The following is an 18,938-nucleotide window of genomic DNA, read 5'->3' on the forward strand; positions in this document are numbered from 1 at the left end:
ATCGGCATATTTTCTTGGATCCGAATCCGGATGCGGCGTCGTCGTTTGCCGAGCGGCGGCGGATGTTCGAATTGCCGCGGTCGTCGTGGGCCGATTACGACACGTCGCTGATCAGCGAAGGCGGCGGAGTGTACGACCGCTCCGCCAAGGCCGTTCCGGTCTCGGCGCAGGTGCGTGCGGCCCTCGGCCTGCCTGCGGGAGTGACCACGATGTCACCGCCGGAGATGATTCGCGCCATCCTGCAAGCGCCGGTGGATCTGCTGTGGAACGGTGGTATCGGCACCTACATCAAGGCCAGCACCGAATCTCACGCCGACGCGGGCGACAAATCCAATGACGCCGTCCGAGTGGACGCGAATCAGCTGCGCACCAAGGTGATCGGTGAGGGCGGCAATCTCGGAGCGACCGCGCTCGGACGGATCGAGTTCTGCCGTAACGGCGGCCGGATGAACACCGACGCGCTCGACAACTCCGCGGGCGTGGACTGCTCCGACCACGAGGTCAATATCAAGGTCCTGCTCGACGCGGTGGTCTCCGGCGGTGACCTGGAGGCGAGCGAACGCAACGAACTGCTGGCCGCGATGACCGACGAAGTCGCCGAACTGGTGCTGCGCGACAATATCTCGCAGAACTTCCGGATGGGCCTGTGCCGGGCCGAGGCCGCGGCCCGCAATGCGGTGCACCGCCGGTTGCTCACCGAACTCGAGACCCGCCGCGGCGTCGACCGCAGGCTCGAAGCACTGCCCAGCGACGCCGAGCTGGCCCGCCGGGCCGACGAGGGCGCCGGTCTCACCTCACCGGAACTGGCGAATGTGGTGGCCCATGTGAAGCTCTCGCTGAAGGCGGATGTGCTGGCAGGCGACCTGCCCGACAGTGCGGCGTTCGCGGCGATGCTGCCCGACTACTTCCCGACCCCGCTGCGGACCCGCTTCGACGCGGCCATCCGCAAACATCCGCTGCGCCGCGAGATCGTGGCCACCATGGTCGTCAACGACCTGGTCGATTACGGCGGCATCACCTACGCCTTCCGCCTGGCCGAGGAGGTGGGCGCCACCACCGACGACGCCGTGCGCGCCTTCTCCGCCGCGGTCGAGATCTTCGGCCTGCGGCAGGTCTGGCAGCGCATCCGCACCGCGCCCATCCCGTCCGCCGCGCGCGACGCGCTGGAATTGGAAACCGGCCGCACCCTGGAACGGGCTTCGCGCTGGCTGCTGCTGAACCGGCCGCAACCCATCGCCATCGGCGCCGACATCGCCCGCTACCGCGACGGCGTGACCGCGCTGGCCGGCCGGGTCTCGGACTGGCTGCCCGGCTACCTCGCCGACGACCTGACCGCTCGTTCGCAGCGCGCGGTCGCCCTCGGCGCCCCTCCGGAGCTGGCCACCGAGGTGTTCCGCCTGATCCACCTGTTCCCGCTGCTGGACGTGCTCGATATCGCCGATATCGCCGAACGCGACGCCGACGAGGTAGCGGTGCTCTACTTCGCCCTCAACGAGCATCTCGACATCGAGCGCCTCCTAACCGCCGTCGGCAACCTCGAACACGGCGACCGCTGGCCCACCCTGGCCCGCCTGGCCGTGCGCGACGACCTCTACGAATCGCTGCGGCTGCTCACCCTCGACGTATCCACCGCGACCGAACCCGACGACACCGTCGCCGAGAAGATCGAATACTGGGAGTCCACCAACCGCTCCCGCCTCGCCCGCGCAGCAGCGGCCCTCGGCGAGATCTTCGACTCCGGGACCTACGACCTGGCGACCCTGTCCGTCGCCGCGCGTCAAGTGCGCGGAATGGTCAGTGCCGGTGGGGAGTCGAGTGTGGTGACGGCCGGCGCTGCGAGCTGAGTTCGGTCTGGTTCGACGGCGGGGCCGGTCACCGGCCCCGCCGTCGTCAGGCGCGCGGAGGCTCGTGGTCAGGGCCGGCCGGTGTGCCACAGTCGCCACAGAATTTGGCGGTGGTGCTGAGTTCGGCGCCGCAGTTCGTGCAATGGCGTGGTTCGGTCGTCAGCCGTTGGCCGCAGTGCATACAGAAGCGGGCGGCCGACGGATTGTCCGCGGTGCAGGCCGGGCAGGTCTGGTGTGCCGGCGCGGCCGGGGCGGGCAATGCGGCTGGTGCGGCCGGAGGGGGAGCGGGCGGCATCGGCTGCGGCATCGGCGCGGGCGGTGGTGTGTGCTGGTTGATCGCATTCAAACCAAGGGCTGCGCCGAGGAATCCGGTGTCCGAGCCGCCGCCGTGCGCGAACCCCTGGCTCGCGCCCAAGGCCAGCTCACCGGCTGCGTACTGGCGGAAATCGCCGGCCAGCTTGATGTAGGTGACGTCCTTGGCCAGCCGCTTGAGACGGTCGGCGTCCTCGGGGGCGAGGGTGATGTCGAAGTTGCCCATCCGCACGATGCGCAGGCCGTATTCGTAGAGGGTGATGTTGGTCTGCCGCAGCACCGCGGTCTCGATCGGCAGCAGGTGCGCCGACAGGCCGAGCACCGGCCATTCGCCGTGCGAAACGCCCTGCGTCACCGCGATCTTCATCGATTTCAGCAGCAGATCCGCACACCAGGAGTTCAGTGCGACCGGATCGGCGAGATCGGCGGTGCCGGCGAGGCCGGTGATCAACTGCCCGGGATCGCGCACGGCCAGCGCGAATTCACCGAAGACGCGCAGTGTCACCACCTGCTCGCTGATCGGATCGACGATATCGGCGAGCCGGCCGCCGAACTTGAGGCCGGGGAACTCGCGAGTGGAGACGAAATACAGCTCCGCCCGGTAGAAGTTCCCGCCGGACAGGGTGTCGACCAGTGCACCGAGCACGGGCAATTCGTCGGCGTCGACGCGATGGCGGCCCGGCCCCATGCTGGCGACCACCTGACCGGACTTGACGAACAGCGCGGTCTGATCGGCATTGACGATGGCGCGGCTGTAACGGCGGATATTGACATCGGGCCACTTGTAGACGAGTTGACCCGCCGCGGTGTCCGGCACCGCGATGAACTCCCGATCGAACCAAGCCATGGACGCTCCATCCGCGAGTGACAACAAATAACGTACCGCTTGGTATCGGCACGATCGTTCGGCTATGACCAGGGATTATGCGGCCCGGCGCGGGGATTTCTGAAAGTTCTTGGTTTCCAGCGTGTTACAGCGGGTAGATACCTATTGAACGTGCCGCTGTCTGACGGTACATTACCCATAGATATGATCGCCGCCACAGGAAAGGCCATCACCATGACCACTGTTCGACCTACCTCGGCGCCGGCTGCGGCCGCACTGCCCGAGCCGGGCGCGCCGGCGACGTCGGTCGACGCGCTGCACGCCGAGGACGCCGGCTACCACAAGTCGCTGCGCCCACGTCAGCTGCAGATGATCGCCATCGGTGGCGCCATCGGCACCGGGCTGTTCCTCGGTGCGGGCAGCCGGCTGGCCAGCGCCGGACCCGGCCTGTTCATCGTCTACGCCATCTGTGGCGTGTTCGTGTTCTTCATCCTGCGGGCCCTTGGTGAGCTGGTCCTGCATCGCCCGTCCTCCGGGTCGTTCGTCTCGTATGCCCGCGAGTTCTACGGCGAGAAGCTCGCCTTCGCGGTCGGGTGGATGTACTTCTTCCACTGGTGCATGACCGGGATCGTAGACATCACCGCCATCGCCACCTATGTCCATTACTGGGGAGCGTTCGAGGCGATACCACAATGGACGATCGCGCTGATCGCCCTGGTCCTGGTGGTCGCGATCAATATGGTGTCGGTGAAGTGGTTCGGTGAATTGGAGTTCTGGGCCGCGCTGATCAAGGTGGTCGCACTCGTCACCTTCCTGATCGTCGGCACGGTGTTCCTCGCGGGCCGGTTCGACATCAAGGGCCAGACCACGGGCCCGAGCCTGATCACCGACAATGGCGGGCTGTTCCCGACGGGTGTGTTGTCGCTGGTGCTGGTCACCACGGGTGTCGTGTTCGCCTACGCCGCGGTGGAACTGGTCGGCACGGCCGCCGGTGAGACGGAGAACCCGGAGAAGGTGATGCCGCGCGCCATCAACTCCGTCATCGCCCGGATCGCGCTGTTCTACGTCGGTTCGCTGGTGCTGCTCGCGCTGCTGCTGCCCTACACCGCCTACAAGTCCGGTGAGAGCCCGTTCGTCACCTTCTTCGCCAAGCTCGGCATCGACGGTGCCGGTTCGGTGATGAACCTGGTCGTGCTCACCGCGGCGTTCTCCAGCCTCAATGCCGGGCTGTACTCCACCGGCCGCATTCTGCGCTCGATGTCGATGAACGGCAGCGCGCCCACCATCGCCGCCCGGATGTCGAAGTCCGGTGTGCCGTACGTCGGCATCCTGGCCACCGGCGCGATCGCGCTGTTCGGCGTCGGCCTGAACGCGATGGTGCCGGAGAAGGCCTTCGAGATCGTGATCAACGTGTCGGCACTCGGCACCATCTTCGCCTGGGCCGCGATCGTGCTGTGCCAGTTGCAGCTGTGGCGCTGGTCGAAGCAGGGCAAGGTGGAGCGTCCGTCCTTCCGCCTCATCGGCGCGCCCTACACCAGCATCGCGACCCTGATGTTCCTGGTCGGCGTGGTCGTGTTGATGGCCTTCAGCGACGACGAGGTACAGCGCGGCGCGGTGATCGCGATGGGCGCCATCATGATCCCGGCGCTGGTCGGCGGCTGGTTCCTGGCCCGCGGAAAGGTACTGCAGCTCGCCCAGATCCGCGGTGGGCACACCGGCCAGTTCCCGGTGGTGGCCGAGCGCCCACCGCGCAAGGATGCCCGCGAAGCGGTGGTCATCCTGGAAAAGCCCGACGAACACTGAGTATCGCCGCTGCCCCGGACGCATAATCCGGGGCAGCGGTGTTCCCAGATCCGGGAACAGTGCCGACGCGCGATGGTCGTGCGGCGCACCAGAATAAGGCCTCGGTTCAACGGGTTCGAGGGGTTCATATGCCGGAACAGCCCAGCACATCCGACCAGCAACGCCTGCCCGCATGGGCCGATCGGCGCATGCGCGGAATGGAGGTGCCGCACCGCCTCGCTCCGCACTGGTCCACCCGAAGACTCAGTAAAGCCGAACTATCCCAGCGGGTTTCGCCGCCGCTGTCGGGCACCGGCGCCGCTGCCGGCGACAGCACCGAGCCGGCCGGACTCGACGATTTCGATCTGGCCGAACTCGACGAGCTGGAGTCGGGTTCGGGCCGCAACACACCGTCGCGGCCGAGCGTGCGCCGCCTCGGCGCCGGCCTCGTCGTGGTACCGCGGGTCACCGAGACCGACCCGCTCTCCGCGGTGCTGGAGAACCCGGAAGTTCCCGAGCACAAACGCTTCTGCTGGAACTGCCAGGATCCGGTCGGGCGCGCGACCACCGACGGGCCCGGCCCGGTCTCGGGCGAATGCCGTCGATGTCGTTCCCCGTTCAATTTCCGGCCCGCGCTGAGTCCCGGCGAACTCGTTGCCGACCAGTACGAGGTGCAAGGTTGCCTCGCGCACGGCGGGCTCGGCTGGATCTACCTGGCCATCGACCGCAATGTCAGCGATCGCTGGGTAGTGCTCAAGGGCCTGCAGAATCCACTCGACTTCGAAGCGCACGTCGTCGCGCTCGCCGAACGGCAGTTCCTGTCCGAGGTGGCGTACCCGGGCGTGGTGAAGATCTTCAACTTCGTCAAGCACAAGTCCGCGCGCGAGGTGGCCGACGGCTACATCGTGATGGAGTACGTGGGCGGGCATTCGCTCAAGTCGATGCTCGACCGGGGCGCGCCCGAACGTATTCCGGTCGCCGAAGCCATCGCCTACCTGATGGAAGTGTTGCCCGCGCTGGACTATCTGCATTCCATCGGCCTGGCCTACAACGACCTCAAGCCCGACAACATCATGGTCGGCGACGACGAGGTCAAGCTCATCGACCTCGGTGCGGTGGCCGCGATGGAGTCCTACGGCAGTATCTACGGCACACCCGGCTATCAGGCCCCGGAGATCCTGCAGACCGGGCCGACGGTGGAATCCGACATCTACGCGGTGGGCCGGACGCTGGCGGCACTGCTGTTCGATCTGCCCACCGACTCCGAAGGCCACTATCTGCCCGGCATGCCCGCACCAGAGCAGCAGCCGATCCTGCGTCGCTATCCGTTCCTGCACCGGTTGCTGCTGCGCGCGACCGACCCGGACCCGCTGCGCCGTTTCCCGTCCGCCTACACCATGTATTGCCAGCTCGCGGGCGTGCTGCGGATGGTGCTGGCCGCCGACACCGGTCTGGAGCATCCGCAGGCCTCCACCGAATTCGGTTCGATGCGCGGTGATTTCGGAATCGACACGCTCATCGGCCAGACCGACGGCATGGTCGACGGCATGCACCGGATGCCCGCGGTGGACGCGGCCAGCGTCGTCGCGGCGCTGCCCATTCCGCTCATCGACAGCGAAGATCCCAGCGCCGAGCTGCTGGCCACGCTGCTGCACGGCGATCCGCGCCACATCCTCGACGTGCTCGAACGCACCACCGAACGGATCAGCGCAGGCACGATCGAGGCGCCCGAATCGTTCGACCTGGAGGGCCCGCTGACGGCGGTGCGCGCCCACCTGGATCTGGGGGAGGTGGGTCCGGCTCGCTCCCGGCTCGCCGAACTGCGACCGCGCTTCGGCAGGGATTGGCGCATCCAGTGGTATTCCGGCATCGCCGATCTGCTCGACGGCAGGTACGAGCAGGCCTACGCCTGCTTCGACGAGGTGCATACCGAGTTGCCGGGGGAGATCGCGCCCGCGCTGGCGTTGGCCGCCGCCGCCGAGTTGGTGTTGCAGCATCTCGAGGAGCCCGAGCACGCCGATCGCTGGCACAGCGCCGCCACCGAGTATCACCGGATGGTGTGGCGCACCAACCACGGCGTGGTGAGTGCCGCGTTCGGGTTGGCTCGCCGGCTGGCCGCCGATGGTGAACTGCTCGAAGCCGTCGGCGTGCTCGACCAGGTGCCTGTCGCATCGCGGCACCACGCTGTGGCGCGGATGACCGGATGCCTGCTGCTGGTGTCACGCCCGGTGGGCGAGATCATCGCCGAGGATCTGCGCGAGGCCGCCGAGCGGCTCGAGGCCCTGCCCGAAGAGCCGCGCACCCTGCAATTGCAGGTCATCGTGGTGGGCGCGGCGCTGGAATGGTTGCGCGCCGGCCATGCGGCGCCGACCCAGGGGCCGACACTGCTGGGATTCCCGTTCACCGAACCGGGTTTGGCGCGCGGGCTGGAAACCTGTCTGCGTGCTCTGGCGCGGACCGCACCCGATCGGTTGCACCGATACCGGCTGGTCGATCTCGCCAATCAGGTGCGGCCGCACAGCCGGTGGTGAACGGTGGCGGTCAGCCCTTCGCGCGCGGTAGACGTCGCAGGATCACCGCCGCGGCGGCGGCCGCCGCGATCGGCAGCAGCAACCACCACCAGCTGCCGAATACCAGTGCGAGCACCACGCCGAGCACGACGACCGTGCCCGCGCCGACCGCGGGTAGCGGGCTCGGCGGAGGGCCGAGCGGAGTGGAATCCGGCACGGCGCCGGGCAGATCGGTGAACAGCTCGGCCAGCTGTTCGGGCCGATCGGCCGCGGCCACGGCGGCGCTGCGGATCTCGAACTCGTCCAGGCTCAGCCTGCCGGTTCCCAGATGATGGGTGAGCTCACGCAGGGCGCGTTCGCGCTCGGCGACACTGATCCGAAGCCCCGGCGAATCGGTCATATCCGAAGAATAGGCGCGCGTTATCGCACGCCCGGCCACTCGAATTGCCATGGGCGGGAAGGCCACCGGGCGGCATTCGAGTGACGGTTCCCACATCTGGGGAGAATTTAGGCTGACACCGGCACGAACTCGCACCATGAGGAGTCCAGGTATGTCCACCGTGATCGAGCGCACCATCCCGGCCGCATACGCCTGGGAGTGGCAACTGCGCGGATCCTGCCGCGGGGTGGAATCGGCGGTGTTCTTCCACCCGGACGGTGAACGGGGCCGGGCCCGCGCCGCCCGGGTACGGCGGGCCAAACAGATCTGCGACAGCTGCCCGGTCCTGGCCCAATGCCGCAACTACGCGCTCGCCGTCAGCGAGCCGTACGGCATCTGGGGCGGCATGTCCGAAGACGAGCGCAGGGCGGCGTCGCGCCGCAGGCCCTGGGGTCATCAGGGCGCCTGAGCGGACGCGCCGCGCCCGCGCACGCCCGCTGCGACACGCCCGGATGTGGTTTCCTTGAGGTATGGCTGGGCGTGTGGAGTACACGATCGACGAGCTTGCTCGCGAGGCCGGCACCACGGTGCGCAGCCTGCGGGTCTACCACGAGCGCGGGGTGCTGCCACCGCCTCGGGTCAAGGGCCGCACCGGGTTCTACGGCGCCGAGCACCTGAACCGGGTCCGCACCATCAGCCGGCTGCTCGATCGTGGCATCAAACTCAACGGCATCAAGGAGCTGCTCGCGGCGTGGGATCGCGGTGACGATCTCGGCGACGTGCTCGGCGTGAGCGAAAGCTCGGCCGAACCCGCGGCGAGCGCCGCGACCGAGGACATCATCGCGGCGACCGAACTGGCCGAGCGCTACAGCGCGGTGCCCAACGGCCTGGCGCGTGTCGTCGCGGCCGGCCTGTACGAACCCGTCGACGCCAGCACCTATCGTCCGGCCGACCGCACACTCATCCGCGTCCTCGAACAGATGGAGGCGGCCGGGATTCCGGTCGACGACATGCTGGCCGAGCTGGAGAAACTGCGTACCGACGCCGATCGTGTCGCGCGCCGCTTCGTCGAACTGTTCCACCGCACGGTCTGGCAGGAGTACCAGCGGTCCGAGCGGTCCGCCGCGGATCGGGCGGAACTCACCGAGAGCCTCGACGTCGCCAAGGTGGTCCCCGGGCAAGTGACGGGGGAGCTGGTGAACCGGTTCGTCGCACGCTATTTCGACGAGGACACCGAACTCGCCGAGCTGTAGCGCCGCCCGGCGGTGCTGACCCCTGCTTCACCTGCTGATTTCCCACCCCTGATAATTCCCCGCGATCTAATGCGCCGCTAACTAACGGTACATTGAGTGGCGACAATGATGGGGCTGTCCGTCAGGCCAGATCCCGATCAGCGAGGAACGGAGTGATGGCGATGCGAGCGTTCACAGGAACCCGGCGGACGCCGACATGGCTGGCGGGCGCCGCCATCGCGGCGGCACTCGCACTCACCCCTGCGGCCGTCGCGAGCTTGGCCGCGGCACCCGCCTCCGCGGTGGCGCCGGCATCCGCAGTGGGCTCGGGGCCGGCAGGGGTAGCCGGTGCGGGGGTCGAATTCGTCAGTGACACCGGGTTCGCCGGTGAGATCACCGATAGCGGTACCACGGCCGATAGTGGGACCACGGCCGACAGCGGGACCACGACCGATAGCGGGACCACGACCGATAGCGGGACCACGACTGACAGCGGGACCACGACTGACAGCGGGATCAGCACCGACAGTGGGATCAGCACCGACAGTGGGATCAGCACCGACAGCGGTACCGGCGGTGGACTCGGTGACGGCGGCGTCACCAGCGACAGCGGAGCCGGAAGCGGCTTCGGTGACGGCGGCATCGGCGGTGATGGTGGCTTCGGTGGCGGTCTGGGCGACGGAGGTGCCGGCGGCGGATTCGGCGGCAGTACACCCGATCCGGGCCTGCCCGGTCTTCCCGACCTGGGCGGGGACTCCGGGATCGGCACCCTCCCCGGCGGTGAGGCTCCGCAACTGCCCTCGCCCCCCGACCGCCCGGACACGCCTGACCTCGGTCAACCGGCGCCCGCCGATCCCATCCACCCGCACGACCCTAACGACGGCTGGCACAACGACCGCTGGCCGTTCCCCGACCCGGGCTATCCGCTCAGCCCCTTCTTCCCGAACACACCCACACCGCAATCGCACGACGACGCCGATCCGCCCTGCGCACCGTGGCAGCAGGGCGCGCACTGCGATACGGACCTGTTCGACGGCGGACCCGCACAGCCGGCGCCACACATTCCCGGCCTGCCGTTCGGGCTGTCGCTGCCCAGCGGCAGTGCCGGCCTGCGGTAGTCCGCGTAGGCATAGCGCGCGCACGGCCGGCACCGTTTCTACCTAGGTAGATAGTCGCGCGCCTACCGATGCGCGCCGCCGCGGCCCGGAGCAACAATGCGCACTGTCGCACAGCTAGGGACAGTGAGGGTTGCCTGGAATGGGAAGCGTGACGTTATGGATGCAGATTTCGCTCGACGGCTTCGCCGAAGGGCCGGATGACGAGGTCCACTGGCCGGTCGTGGACGAGGAGCTGTGCGAATCGTCTCTGGACCAGTTGCGCCGCGCCGACCTGTTCCTCTACGGCCGCAAGACCTACGAGATCATGGCCTCGTTCTGGCCGACCGCCGATGCGGCGCCGGGGATCTCGCCGTTCTACCTGGATTTCGCCCGCTGCTGGAAGCAGAAGCCGAAGATCGTCTTCTCCCGCACCCTGCGCACCGCGCCGTGGAACACCAGCGTGATCGGCGAGGACATGGTCGAGCAGGTGGCGGCACTGCGCGACCGGCCGGACTGCGACATGGTGCTGTTCGGCGGCGCGGAGACCGCATCCACCTTCATCCGGCACGATCTGGTCGACGAATACCGGTTGTTCGTCCATCCGATGTTGCTCGGCGGCGGAGTTCGGTTGTTCCACACCGGTCCCGAAGCCGCCGGGCTGCAACTGGTCGACGTGATGACCTTCGACAGCGCCGTGGTCGGCATGCACTATCAGCATGCGAGCCGCGCGACGAGCTGAACACGGTAGACGGTCGGCGTGACAGTGGCCCCGTAGCGGCCTCCTCCGGCGAAATTTTCTTCCGGCGCACGGTCCATCGGCTAATTTACGTCCATATGGTCGTGTTACCGGTGTCCGACGGAGTGCTCTCCGAATCCGCTCACGAGTACCTCGGGGTGAGCGAATTCGTCGGGCGGACGGCCGAGTTGGCCCGGCTGGATGCCCTGCTGGCCGGTGACGCGCGGTTGATCACCCTGGTCGGGCCCGGCGGAATCGGCAAGACCCGGCTCGCGGCCGAAGCCCTGCGTCGCATACCGCACGATCAGCGTCAACCGGTGTATTGGGCCAGGCTGGCCGAGGTCGAACGCGACGACCGGTTCGCCGACGAAGACGTGGTGCGCTCGGTGATGCGCAGCGACGGCGCCGATCCGTCGGAGTGGGATCTGCTGATGAGCACCTTCACCGACGCCACGGCCTCCGACGAGCGGCGAATCCTGGTGCTGGACAACTGCGAGCACGTGCTCCGCAGCGTCGGCCGGGTGATCACGAAACTGCTGGCCACCGCGCCCGCGCTGACTATTCTCGCCACCAGCCGGGAACCGATCGGCTGGATCGACGAATACATCCTCACCGTGCCGCCGCTGGCCCCCGGCCAGTCGCTTGCCCTGTTGCGGCAGCGCGCCGAACGCACCGGACGCCCGATTCCCGACGATCCGGAGCAGATCGAGATCGCCGAACAGATCTGCCGCCACGTCGATCACAGCCCGCTGTTCGTCCGGCTGGCCGCGGCCCGGCTACGTCATCAGCCGCCGGCAATGGTGCTGGCCGAACTCACCGGCGATCTCGACGACAAGCGCATGCGCTGGTCACATGGTGTGCGGGTGGGCAACGAGCACCGCCATCGCGGCGTGTACGACGTCATCGCGTGGTCCTACGACCTGTGCGGGCCAGAGGAAAAGCTGCTGCTGGAACGACTGTCGGTGTTCGCGGCCGGATACGAGACCGACGGCGCGGACGCGGTGCGCAACGGTATCGAGCTCGCCGACGCCGTCGCGGTGTGCGCCGATCATCTGCTCTCGCCCGGCACCGTGGAGTATCTGCTGGAACGGCTGGCGGAACGCTCCCTGCTGTCGACCCACCAGACCGCCGAATCGGTGCGGTGGTACCTGGTGGAGAGCGTGCGGGTGTTCGCACGGGATCGCCTGCAGCGCCGGGATCCGGCCGAGGCGATCCGCATGGCGGATCGGCACCGCTGCTACTACCGCGATCGAGTGGTGGTCGGGGCCGATGACTGGTTCGGGCCGCGCGAGTGGGCCTGGGTGCAGTGGGTGCGCACGGCCTGGGACAACATCCTGCTGGCCATCGACACCGGACTCGATGATCCGGAGACCGCCGTCGTCGCCTTGGAGACGGCCGCCGTCCTGCTCGCCACCTGGATCCCGTCGATCCGATGCGGGGGATGGGCGGTCACCCGGCTGACCGAGCGGGCGCTCGAGGCGGCGCAGACGTCCTCGCCGGCGGGTGTCAGGCATCGCATTCGCGCGTCGGCGATGCTGGCGTGGAATGCCATCTGGCAGGGCCGCAACGAATACGCGGCCCGGCTGCTCGACGAATGCGTGACGTTGTGCCGCACCGATGCGGTGACCGGCGTGCCGTGGCGCGAGACCATCGGCATCGATACCGGCCTGCCCGCTCCCGTCGAATGGACGTGGGGTCTCGAGCTGATGCTCGTCCGTCGCGACCCGCGAGCCGTCAGCGTGCTGGATCGGGCCCGCCGCAAATACGCGGAGGCCGGCGATCACGCAGGCGAGGAGGGCAGCGATATGTTCCTGGCCCTGTGCCGCGCTGCGCTCGGTTCCCGGGCCGCGGCGTTGCACAGTTCCGCGCGCTATCTGGAGCGTTCGATGAGCTCCGGCTCGAATCTGACCAAGGCGTGGGCGCAGATCACGCGATCGGTCGCGCTGGCGAAACACGGTCGCGCGCGTGAAGCGCTGGAACTGATCGACGCGCTGCCCGCGGATCTGCGGCGCACCAGCGACAGCTGGACCGCCACCTGGGCGGTCGCCGCGCGCATCATCGCCAAGACCCGGCTGCTGCAGGCCGAACGCGAGCGGCGCGCAGCGGTCGCGATGGCCACCGAGATCGCCCGCATGGTGGGAAGTTTCGAGGAATTCGACCGGACGATGGGCGTGGCGGTCGCGGCGCTGCCCCTGGTCGCTGCCGAATTGCGGCTGGCCATGGAGGCGTCGGCGGCCGCATTCGGCGAAGGCCAGTGGCGCGAAGACGGACCGGGGGAGCACCCGGCCCCGCCGCGCTCGCGCCTGTGGGACGCCCTGTCGCGGGCCGAACGTGATGTCGCCATCCTCGCTGCGGCCGGCTGGCCCAACAGCGCGATCGCCGGCCGGCGGCGCAGTTCGGTCCGCACCGTCGACGCGCAGGTGGCGGGTATTCGGCAGAAGCTGATGATCTCCTCCCGCAACGATATTGCCGCCCACGTGCCGCCCGAGCTGGCCGAACGGGTGCGTGCGGAGGCCGAACAACGACCGCAGCGCCCGCGGCGGACGCGCGGGCGCTGATTCGATCATCGTGGTCGGCGGTGCCTGCGGGATTTAGTCCGGGCCGCACTCGCCGTGGCAACGGCTGCTGTAGCCGGGCTTGTTGTCGGACTCGGTGTGGCTGGAGGAGTTGCGCAGCCCGCCGTGGTTGTGCGAGCCGTAACCGCGTCCCTGCCCGTATCCGCGGCTTTGACCGTAACCACGCCCGTGGCCGTGCCCGTGGCTGTCGCTGCCACGGCTGCTGTGGCTGTCGCCGCGCTGGCTGGAAGCCTTGGCGTCCGCGCCCGCGGGCATCGCGGCCGCGATCTGCGGCGCCACCGCGGCGGGTACGAGGGCCAGCGCGCCGGCGAGGGCGGTGGTGGCCAGGATCTTGCGGACCGTGCCCCGGTGGAAAGTGCTGCTCATGGTCTGCTCCGTTCGTTGTGCCAGTGCCCGCATCGGGTCGGCGGCTGGGCCTCGGCGCTGCCTGACCCAATCAATGTGTCGTTATATAACGGTACGATAGTCGATGTGACGCTGATTGCAGTACCGCTATTCCCGGGGCTGGGAAGTGCTGACCGGACTGTGCTGTGCGTGGTGTGATCGAGAGGTGACCTACCGAGTCGATCCGCGCGTGGATGACTACATCGACGCGCTGCCCGCCTGGCAGCAGCAGATCTGCCGGGAGGTGCGCGATCTCGTGCACGCGGCCGACCCGCAGGTGCAGGAGACGATCAAGCGGACCGTCCAGCCGTATTTCGTGCTCGACGGCAATATCTGCGCGCTTCTAGCGGCGCGATCGCATGTGAATGTTTTCCTCTACGACGGCGCGATCGTGCCCGACCCGGAGGGCATCATCACCGGCGGGCACGACAACAAGACCGCCCGCACCGTCGCGATCCATGAGGGCGAAACGCTGAACGCGCCCGCGCTGCTGGCCATGTTCCGGCAGATCATCGCCAACAACCGCGCCGGCGGCTGGCGCAAGCTCAAAGGCGAGCGCTGAGGCCGTTCGCTCTCGCGCTGAGGCCGTTCGCTCCGGCGGGCCGTCGGCTCAGCTCGCGGCAGCAGTCAGTTCCGCCGGGCCGCCACCATGCGCCGAACGCGCGGACCGCGCGGACCGCACCGCCGCGGCCGCGAGCATCGGCAGCCGTCCATCACCCAGCGACATGGCGTGATTGCCCAGTTGGTTGGTGACGAAGGCGATCGACAGCCCCAGGCCGGGCATCGCCATCGCACCGGAGCCGCCGATGCCGTAGTGGCCGAGGGCGTGCCTGGTCAGGGTGGCCCCGACGATGCCGCGGTGATAGCCGAGCGCATGGTGCGGCGGGGCGCCGAGCACATAGTCGAAGCGGCTGTTGGCGGGCATCCTCGCGATCATCCTGGTGGTTTCGGGCTTCAGCAGCCGCCGATGGCCGACGCGTCCGTCATTGGCGATCGCGCCGTACATCGCGGCCAGTGCGCGCGCGGTGAACACGCCGTTCCAGCCGGGCATCATCGCCGTGTAGGGGCGCTCGGTCTGGCTCATCTCGGCCCAGCCGTCGTAGATCACTTCGCGCAGCGAGGTCAGCGGCCGCAGCGATCCGGTCAGGCCGGTCAGCCGATCGAGTGGAACGCGGGCGATGTGCAGGCGCGGCGACAGCGGTGCGATGCGCGCCCGATGGTGGTCGGGTACGCCGAACCAGAGGTCGTCCTGCCCCAGCGGCTCGGCCAGTTCGGTGCGCACCAGCTGGGGGAACGGCAAGCCGGTCGCACGCTGGGCGATCTCGGCCACGAGCGTGCCGAACGTCAGCCCGTGATAGCCGGAGGCGCGCAGCCGCAGCGGATCGGGTGCCGCGGCGGCGAGCGCGGCGGCCAGGGTGTCGTGGTCGAGCATGCCGTCGGGATCGTCGAGGAGTCCGCGGGTGCGTTGCAGGCCGGCGCGATGGTTGAGCACCTCGCGGACGGTGATGGTGCCCTTGCCGTTGGCGGCGAACTCGGGCCAGTAGGTGGCGACCGGTTCGTCCAGCGCGAGCAGGCCGCGTTCGATCAGCCGGTGCGCCACCGTCGCGGCGACGCCCTTGCCGGTGGAGTAGGCCAGCGCCATGGTGTCGCCGCGCCAGCGCCGACCCGGTGCGGCCCAGCCGCTCCAGATGTCGAGCACCGGCTCGCCGTCCAGGTAGACCGCGAGCGCCGCGCCACCGTGGCGGCGACGACGGACCATCGCGAAGAACTTCATGGCCACCGGCACGAAGCGGTCGTCGATGAGCATCTGCGAGAGGGGCGGGACGGACTCCTCGGCCCACGCGCCATCGGTCCCGGTAGCCGGCATGATCAGACTCCTTTGTCTGCGAAACGCCCCGGCCGCTTGCTGCTTGCTAGCAGTTGCAAGCGACCTTGCTACCGAATGTAACTCGTTTCATTACGTCGGGCAATGATCTGAGCCGTCGGGCCACGTCCACTGCGCCACCGCGGGAATGTCCTCCCCGTGCTCTCGGGTCCAGGCCCGGGCCCGCAGCCGTGCGTCCTGCAGCTGCTGGCGCAGGCCGCCGGCCTTCTCGCGCAGCCCCGGCACCCGGTCGATCACGTCGATGACCAGGTGATAGCGATCCGTATCGTTGAGCATCACCATGTCGAACGGGGTGGTGGTGGTTCCGCGCTCCTTGTATCCGCGCACGTGCAGGCCCGAGTGGTTCGTGCGCCGGTAGGTGAGCCGATGGATGAGCCACGGGTAGCCGTGGAAGGCGAAGATCACCGGGCGATCGCGGGTGAACAGGGTGTCGAATTCGGAATCGGGGAGCCCGTGCGGGTGTTCGGTGCTCGGCAACAGCCGCATCAGGTCCACCACATTGATCACCCGCACCCGCAGATGCGGCAGGTGCTCGCGCAGGATGGCCACGGCGGCCAGCGTCTCGAGGGTCGGCACGTCACCGGCACAGGCCAGCACCACATCCGGGGCGGCGCCGAGTTCGTCGTTATTACCCGCCCACTCCCAGATACCGATCCCGCGCGCGCAATGCAGTGCCGCTGCCTCGACCGAAAGCCAATCGGCCTGTGGCTGTTTGCCCGCCACCACCACGTTCACGTAATGGCGCGAACGCAGGCAATGGTCGAACGTGGACAGCAGTGTGTTGGCGTCCGGCGGCAGGTACACCCGCACGATCTCGGGCTTCTTGTTCAGCACCACATCGAGAAAACCCGGGTCCTGATGGGTGAAGCCGTTGTGGTCCTGCCGCCAGACATGCGACGACAGCAGATAATTCAGGCTCGGGATCGGGCGCCGCCACGGCACCGCCGCGCTCGCGTCGAGCCATTTGGCGTGCTGATTGAACATGGCGTCGACGATGTGCACGAAGGCCTCGTAGCAGGTGAACACGCCGTGCCTGCCGGTGAGCAGATAGCCTTCGAGCAGCCCCTGGCACATGTGCTCGGACAGCACCTCGATCACCCTGCCCCGCCGGTCGAGCCCGACGTCGAACTCGTCGATCTCGGCCTGCCAGTTGCGTCCGGTGACCTCGAGGATGTCCTGTAAACGGTTGCTGGCCAGCTCATCCGGCGCGAAGGTCAGGAAGTTGTCCGGGTTGTGTGCGGTCACCTCGCGCAGCCAGCCGCCGAGTACCCGGGTGGCCTCGTGCTGGGTCGCGCCGGGCGCGGGCACCTCGACGCCGAAATCGCGCCAATCCGGCAACCGCAGATCGCGCACCTGCGCGCCGCCATTGCTCACCGGGTTCGCACTCATCCGCCGATCACCGGCGGGGACGAGATCCATCAACTCCGAGACGGGAGCCCCGGACTCGTCGAACAGCTCCGAGGGCCGATACGACCGCAACCACTCTTCGAGCACCCGCCGGTGGGCGTCGTCGGTGCGGGCCGCGGGCAGCGGGACCTGATGTGCGCGGAACGTGCCCTCCACGGGTTCGCCGTCCACCACCGGGGGACAGGTCCAGCCCTTGGGGGTGCGCAATACGATCATCGGCCAATGCGGGCGGGAACCGTCACCGTCGCCGCGCGCGGCCCGCTGGATCTGCGCGATCCGCTCCAGTGCGGTGTCCATCGCCTGCGCCATGGCCTGATGCACCCGTGCGGGATCGCGGCCGGACACCAGCAGCGGCTCGTAGCCGTACCCACGCATCAGCGAGATCAACTCGGGCTCGGGGACCCGGGCCAGAATCGTCGGATTGGCGATCTTGTATTCGTTGAGCGCCAGAATCGGCAGCACCGCGCCGTCGCGGGCGGGGTTGAGGAACTTGTCGGCATGCCAGCTGCCCGCCAACGGCCCCGTCTCGGCCTCGCCGTCGCCGACCACGCAGAACACGGTGAGGTCCGGGTGATCCAGCGCGGCGCCGAAGGCGTGCAGCAGTGAGTATCCGAGCTCACCACCCTCGTGGAAGGAACCGGGCGTCTCCGGCGCGCAGTGGCTCGGCACCCCGCCGGGGAAGGAGAACTGCGCGAACAGCGCGCGCATGCCATCGACATCGCGCGGGACGTGGCTGTACAGCTCGGAATAGGTGCCCTCCAGCCACGCACAGGCGTTCGGCCCCGGGCCGCCGTGACCGGGACCGGCGACGAACACCGCGTCGAGATCGCGGGCCAGGATGGCCCGATTGGCATGCACCCACACCAGATTCAGTCCGGGCACCGTGCCGAAATGGCCGAGCAGCCGGGGTTTGATGTGCTCGGCGCGCAGCGGTTCGCGCAGCAGCGGGTTGGCCATCAGATAGATCTGGCCCACCGACAGATAGTTCGCCGCCCGCCACCAGGCGTCCACGGCCGCGAGTTCGTCGGCGTCGAGTGGGCCGGGGGCGTCGGTGAGTCGATACGGGCTCGGCGCCACCGACCGGCCGCCGCTACCACCGACATTGTCGGCCGAGGTGTCCTCGGCGGCGGGATTGCCTTGTGAGCCAGGCTGTGCCATGGGCGATTCTCCTCACGTTCGTGCCACGCACCGGATGGAGATTCCCCGTCAGGCTACCGGCCGGACCCGTGCTGGGCCCAGGACTCGATCGGGGACCGGCAGGCGCGGGCTCGATCGGTCGCTGCCCGGCCGCGTCGATTAGGGTGCGCGGCATGCCTACCTCCGCCAGGACCATCGGTATCGCCACCCTCGCCGTGGCCGCCTTCGCGCTGTCGGCCTGCGGCTCCGACGACAGCTCCGACAGCGAGGCCGCGGCCACCGCCACGGCCGCGACGAGCGCGTACGCCGCGACCGGTGCGCCCACTCCGAAGCCGTCCACCGGCCGTGAATGCACCGCCGACGACATCGGCGTCACCGGCGGCTTCGGTGAGGCCCCCACCATCACCATCCCCGACGACTGCGATCCGCCGAAGCAGCTGATCGTCAAGGATCTCGTCGCGGGCTCCGGCCCGGGCGCGCAGCCCGGCCAGGAACTGAAGATGAACTACACGCTGGTCACCTGGTCGGACAAGCAGAAGCTCGACAGCTCCTTCGACCGTGGCGAACCGTTCGAACTGACCCTCGGCGCCGGTATGGTCATCCCCGGCTGGGATCAGGGCCTCGAAGGCGTCAACGAGGGCACCCGCAGGCTGCTGATCATTCCGCCCGACCTCGGCTACGGCATGGGTGGCAACGGCATCAAGCCGAACGAGACCCTGGTCTTCGTCACCGACGCGGTAGACGTACCGGACAACTGACCCCCGAGGTCCTCGCCCTGCCCGCGCCGCCGCTGCGGTAGCGCCGGGGGCGTTCGCGTGCCCGGATTGCAGG

At 68.6% G+C, this 18,938-nt stretch carries 15 protein-coding genes; 10 read left to right on the plus strand and 5 right to left on the minus strand.

Features of this window, described 5'->3' with window-relative positions; genetic code table 11:
* A partial coding sequence (locus AC4HOU_RS25905) for an NAD-glutamate dehydrogenase domain-containing protein (RefSeq protein WP_490725476.1) occupies positions 1–1,844 on the plus strand: 1,844 nt, incomplete at its 5' end.
* Between the two features lie 46 nt (positions 1,845–1,890).
* Here the strand turns inward: AC4HOU_RS25905 and AC4HOU_RS25910 are convergent.
* Positions 1,891–3,003 (minus strand): SPFH domain-containing protein, encoded by a 1,113-nt coding sequence (locus tag AC4HOU_RS25910; protein WP_490725477.1) that lies wholly within the window; start codon positions 3,001–3,003, stop codon positions 1,891–1,893.
* A gap of 213 nt (positions 3,004–3,216) precedes the next feature.
* On the opposite strand from AC4HOU_RS25910, the gene AC4HOU_RS25915 reads away from it, so the two are divergent.
* Positions 3,217–4,785 (plus strand): amino acid permease, encoded by a 1,569-nt coding sequence (locus tag AC4HOU_RS25915; RefSeq protein ID WP_175585960.1) that lies wholly within the window; start codon positions 3,217–3,219, stop codon positions 4,783–4,785.
* Positions 4,786–4,913: 128 nt separating this feature from the next.
* Positions 4,914–7,295: a serine/threonine-protein kinase gene (locus tag AC4HOU_RS25920; protein WP_195021406.1), complete on the plus strand. Its 2,382-nt coding sequence runs from the start codon at positions 4,914–4,916 to the stop codon at positions 7,293–7,295.
* A gap of 10 nt (positions 7,296–7,305) precedes the next feature.
* Here the strand turns inward: AC4HOU_RS25920 and AC4HOU_RS25925 are convergent, their stop codons facing one another.
* Entirely contained in the window at positions 7,306–7,674 is a 369-nt protein-coding gene (locus AC4HOU_RS25925) for a DUF1707 SHOCT-like domain-containing protein (RefSeq protein WP_163814984.1), read from the minus strand.
* 151 nt (positions 7,675–7,825) lie between these two features.
* Here AC4HOU_RS25925 and AC4HOU_RS25930 point away from each other — a divergent pair, with 151 nt between their 5' ends.
* From AC4HOU_RS25930 to AC4HOU_RS25950, 5 genes are all read left to right on the plus strand, one after another.
* Positions 7,826–8,122, plus strand: a complete 297-nt coding sequence (locus AC4HOU_RS25930; protein ID WP_163814986.1) for a WhiB family transcriptional regulator — start codon at positions 7,826–7,828, stop codon at positions 8,120–8,122.
* Between the two features lie 61 nt (positions 8,123–8,183).
* Positions 8,184–8,906: a MerR family transcriptional regulator gene (locus AC4HOU_RS25935; RefSeq protein WP_175585961.1), complete on the plus strand. Its 723-nt coding sequence runs from the start codon at positions 8,184–8,186 to the stop codon at positions 8,904–8,906.
* Between the two features lie 161 nt (positions 8,907–9,067).
* On the plus strand, positions 9,068–10,003 hold the full coding sequence (locus tag AC4HOU_RS25940) for a hypothetical protein (RefSeq protein ID WP_195021405.1): 936 nt from the start codon (positions 9,068–9,070) through the stop codon (positions 10,001–10,003).
* A 139-nt stretch (positions 10,004–10,142) separates the two neighbouring features.
* Positions 10,143–10,721, plus strand: a complete 579-nt coding sequence (locus AC4HOU_RS25945) for a dihydrofolate reductase family protein (protein WP_228816061.1) — start codon at positions 10,143–10,145, stop codon at positions 10,719–10,721.
* A gap of 95 nt (positions 10,722–10,816) precedes the next feature.
* The gene (locus tag AC4HOU_RS25950) at positions 10,817–13,276 is read left to right on the plus strand and encodes an AAA family ATPase (protein WP_195021404.1); all 2,460 of its coding nucleotides are present in this window, start codon (positions 10,817–10,819) and stop codon (positions 13,274–13,276) included.
* Positions 13,277–13,309: 33 nt separating this feature from the next.
* Here the strand turns inward: AC4HOU_RS25950 and AC4HOU_RS25955 are convergent, their stop codons facing one another.
* Positions 13,310–13,660, minus strand: coding sequence for a hypothetical protein (locus AC4HOU_RS25955; protein WP_163814992.1), 351 nt, complete (start codon positions 13,658–13,660; stop codon positions 13,310–13,312).
* Between the two features lie 184 nt (positions 13,661–13,844).
* Here AC4HOU_RS25955 and AC4HOU_RS25960 point away from each other — a divergent pair, with 184 nt between their 5' ends.
* Positions 13,845–14,240 carry a DUF1801 domain-containing protein gene (locus AC4HOU_RS25960; protein ID WP_194989760.1) on the plus strand — a complete coding sequence of 132 codons (396 nt, stop codon included), beginning with the start codon at positions 13,845–13,847 and terminating at the stop codon, positions 14,238–14,240.
* Between the two features lie 48 nt (positions 14,241–14,288).
* On the opposite strand, the gene AC4HOU_RS25965 is transcribed toward AC4HOU_RS25960, so the two are convergent.
* Together AC4HOU_RS25965 and AC4HOU_RS25970 are read right to left on the minus strand one after the other, a co-directional pair.
* Complete coding sequence (locus AC4HOU_RS25965; protein ID WP_163814996.1) at positions 14,289–15,545, minus strand: serine hydrolase domain-containing protein; 1,257 nt, start codon at positions 15,543–15,545, stop codon at positions 14,289–14,291.
* A 90-nt stretch (positions 15,546–15,635) separates the two neighbouring features.
* Positions 15,636–18,128 (minus strand): phosphoketolase family protein, encoded by a 2,493-nt coding sequence (locus AC4HOU_RS25970; protein ID WP_228806068.1) that lies wholly within the window; start codon positions 18,126–18,128, stop codon positions 15,636–15,638.
* Between the two features lie 152 nt (positions 18,129–18,280).
* Between AC4HOU_RS25970 and AC4HOU_RS25975 the strand changes: the two genes are divergently transcribed.
* Complete coding sequence (locus AC4HOU_RS25975; RefSeq protein WP_194989759.1) at positions 18,281–18,865, plus strand: FKBP-type peptidyl-prolyl cis-trans isomerase; 585 nt, start codon at positions 18,281–18,283, stop codon at positions 18,863–18,865.
* Positions 18,866–18,938: the final 73 nt, after the last annotated feature.

It is taken from the genome of Nocardia sp. JCM 38205 (assembly GCF_058222935.1).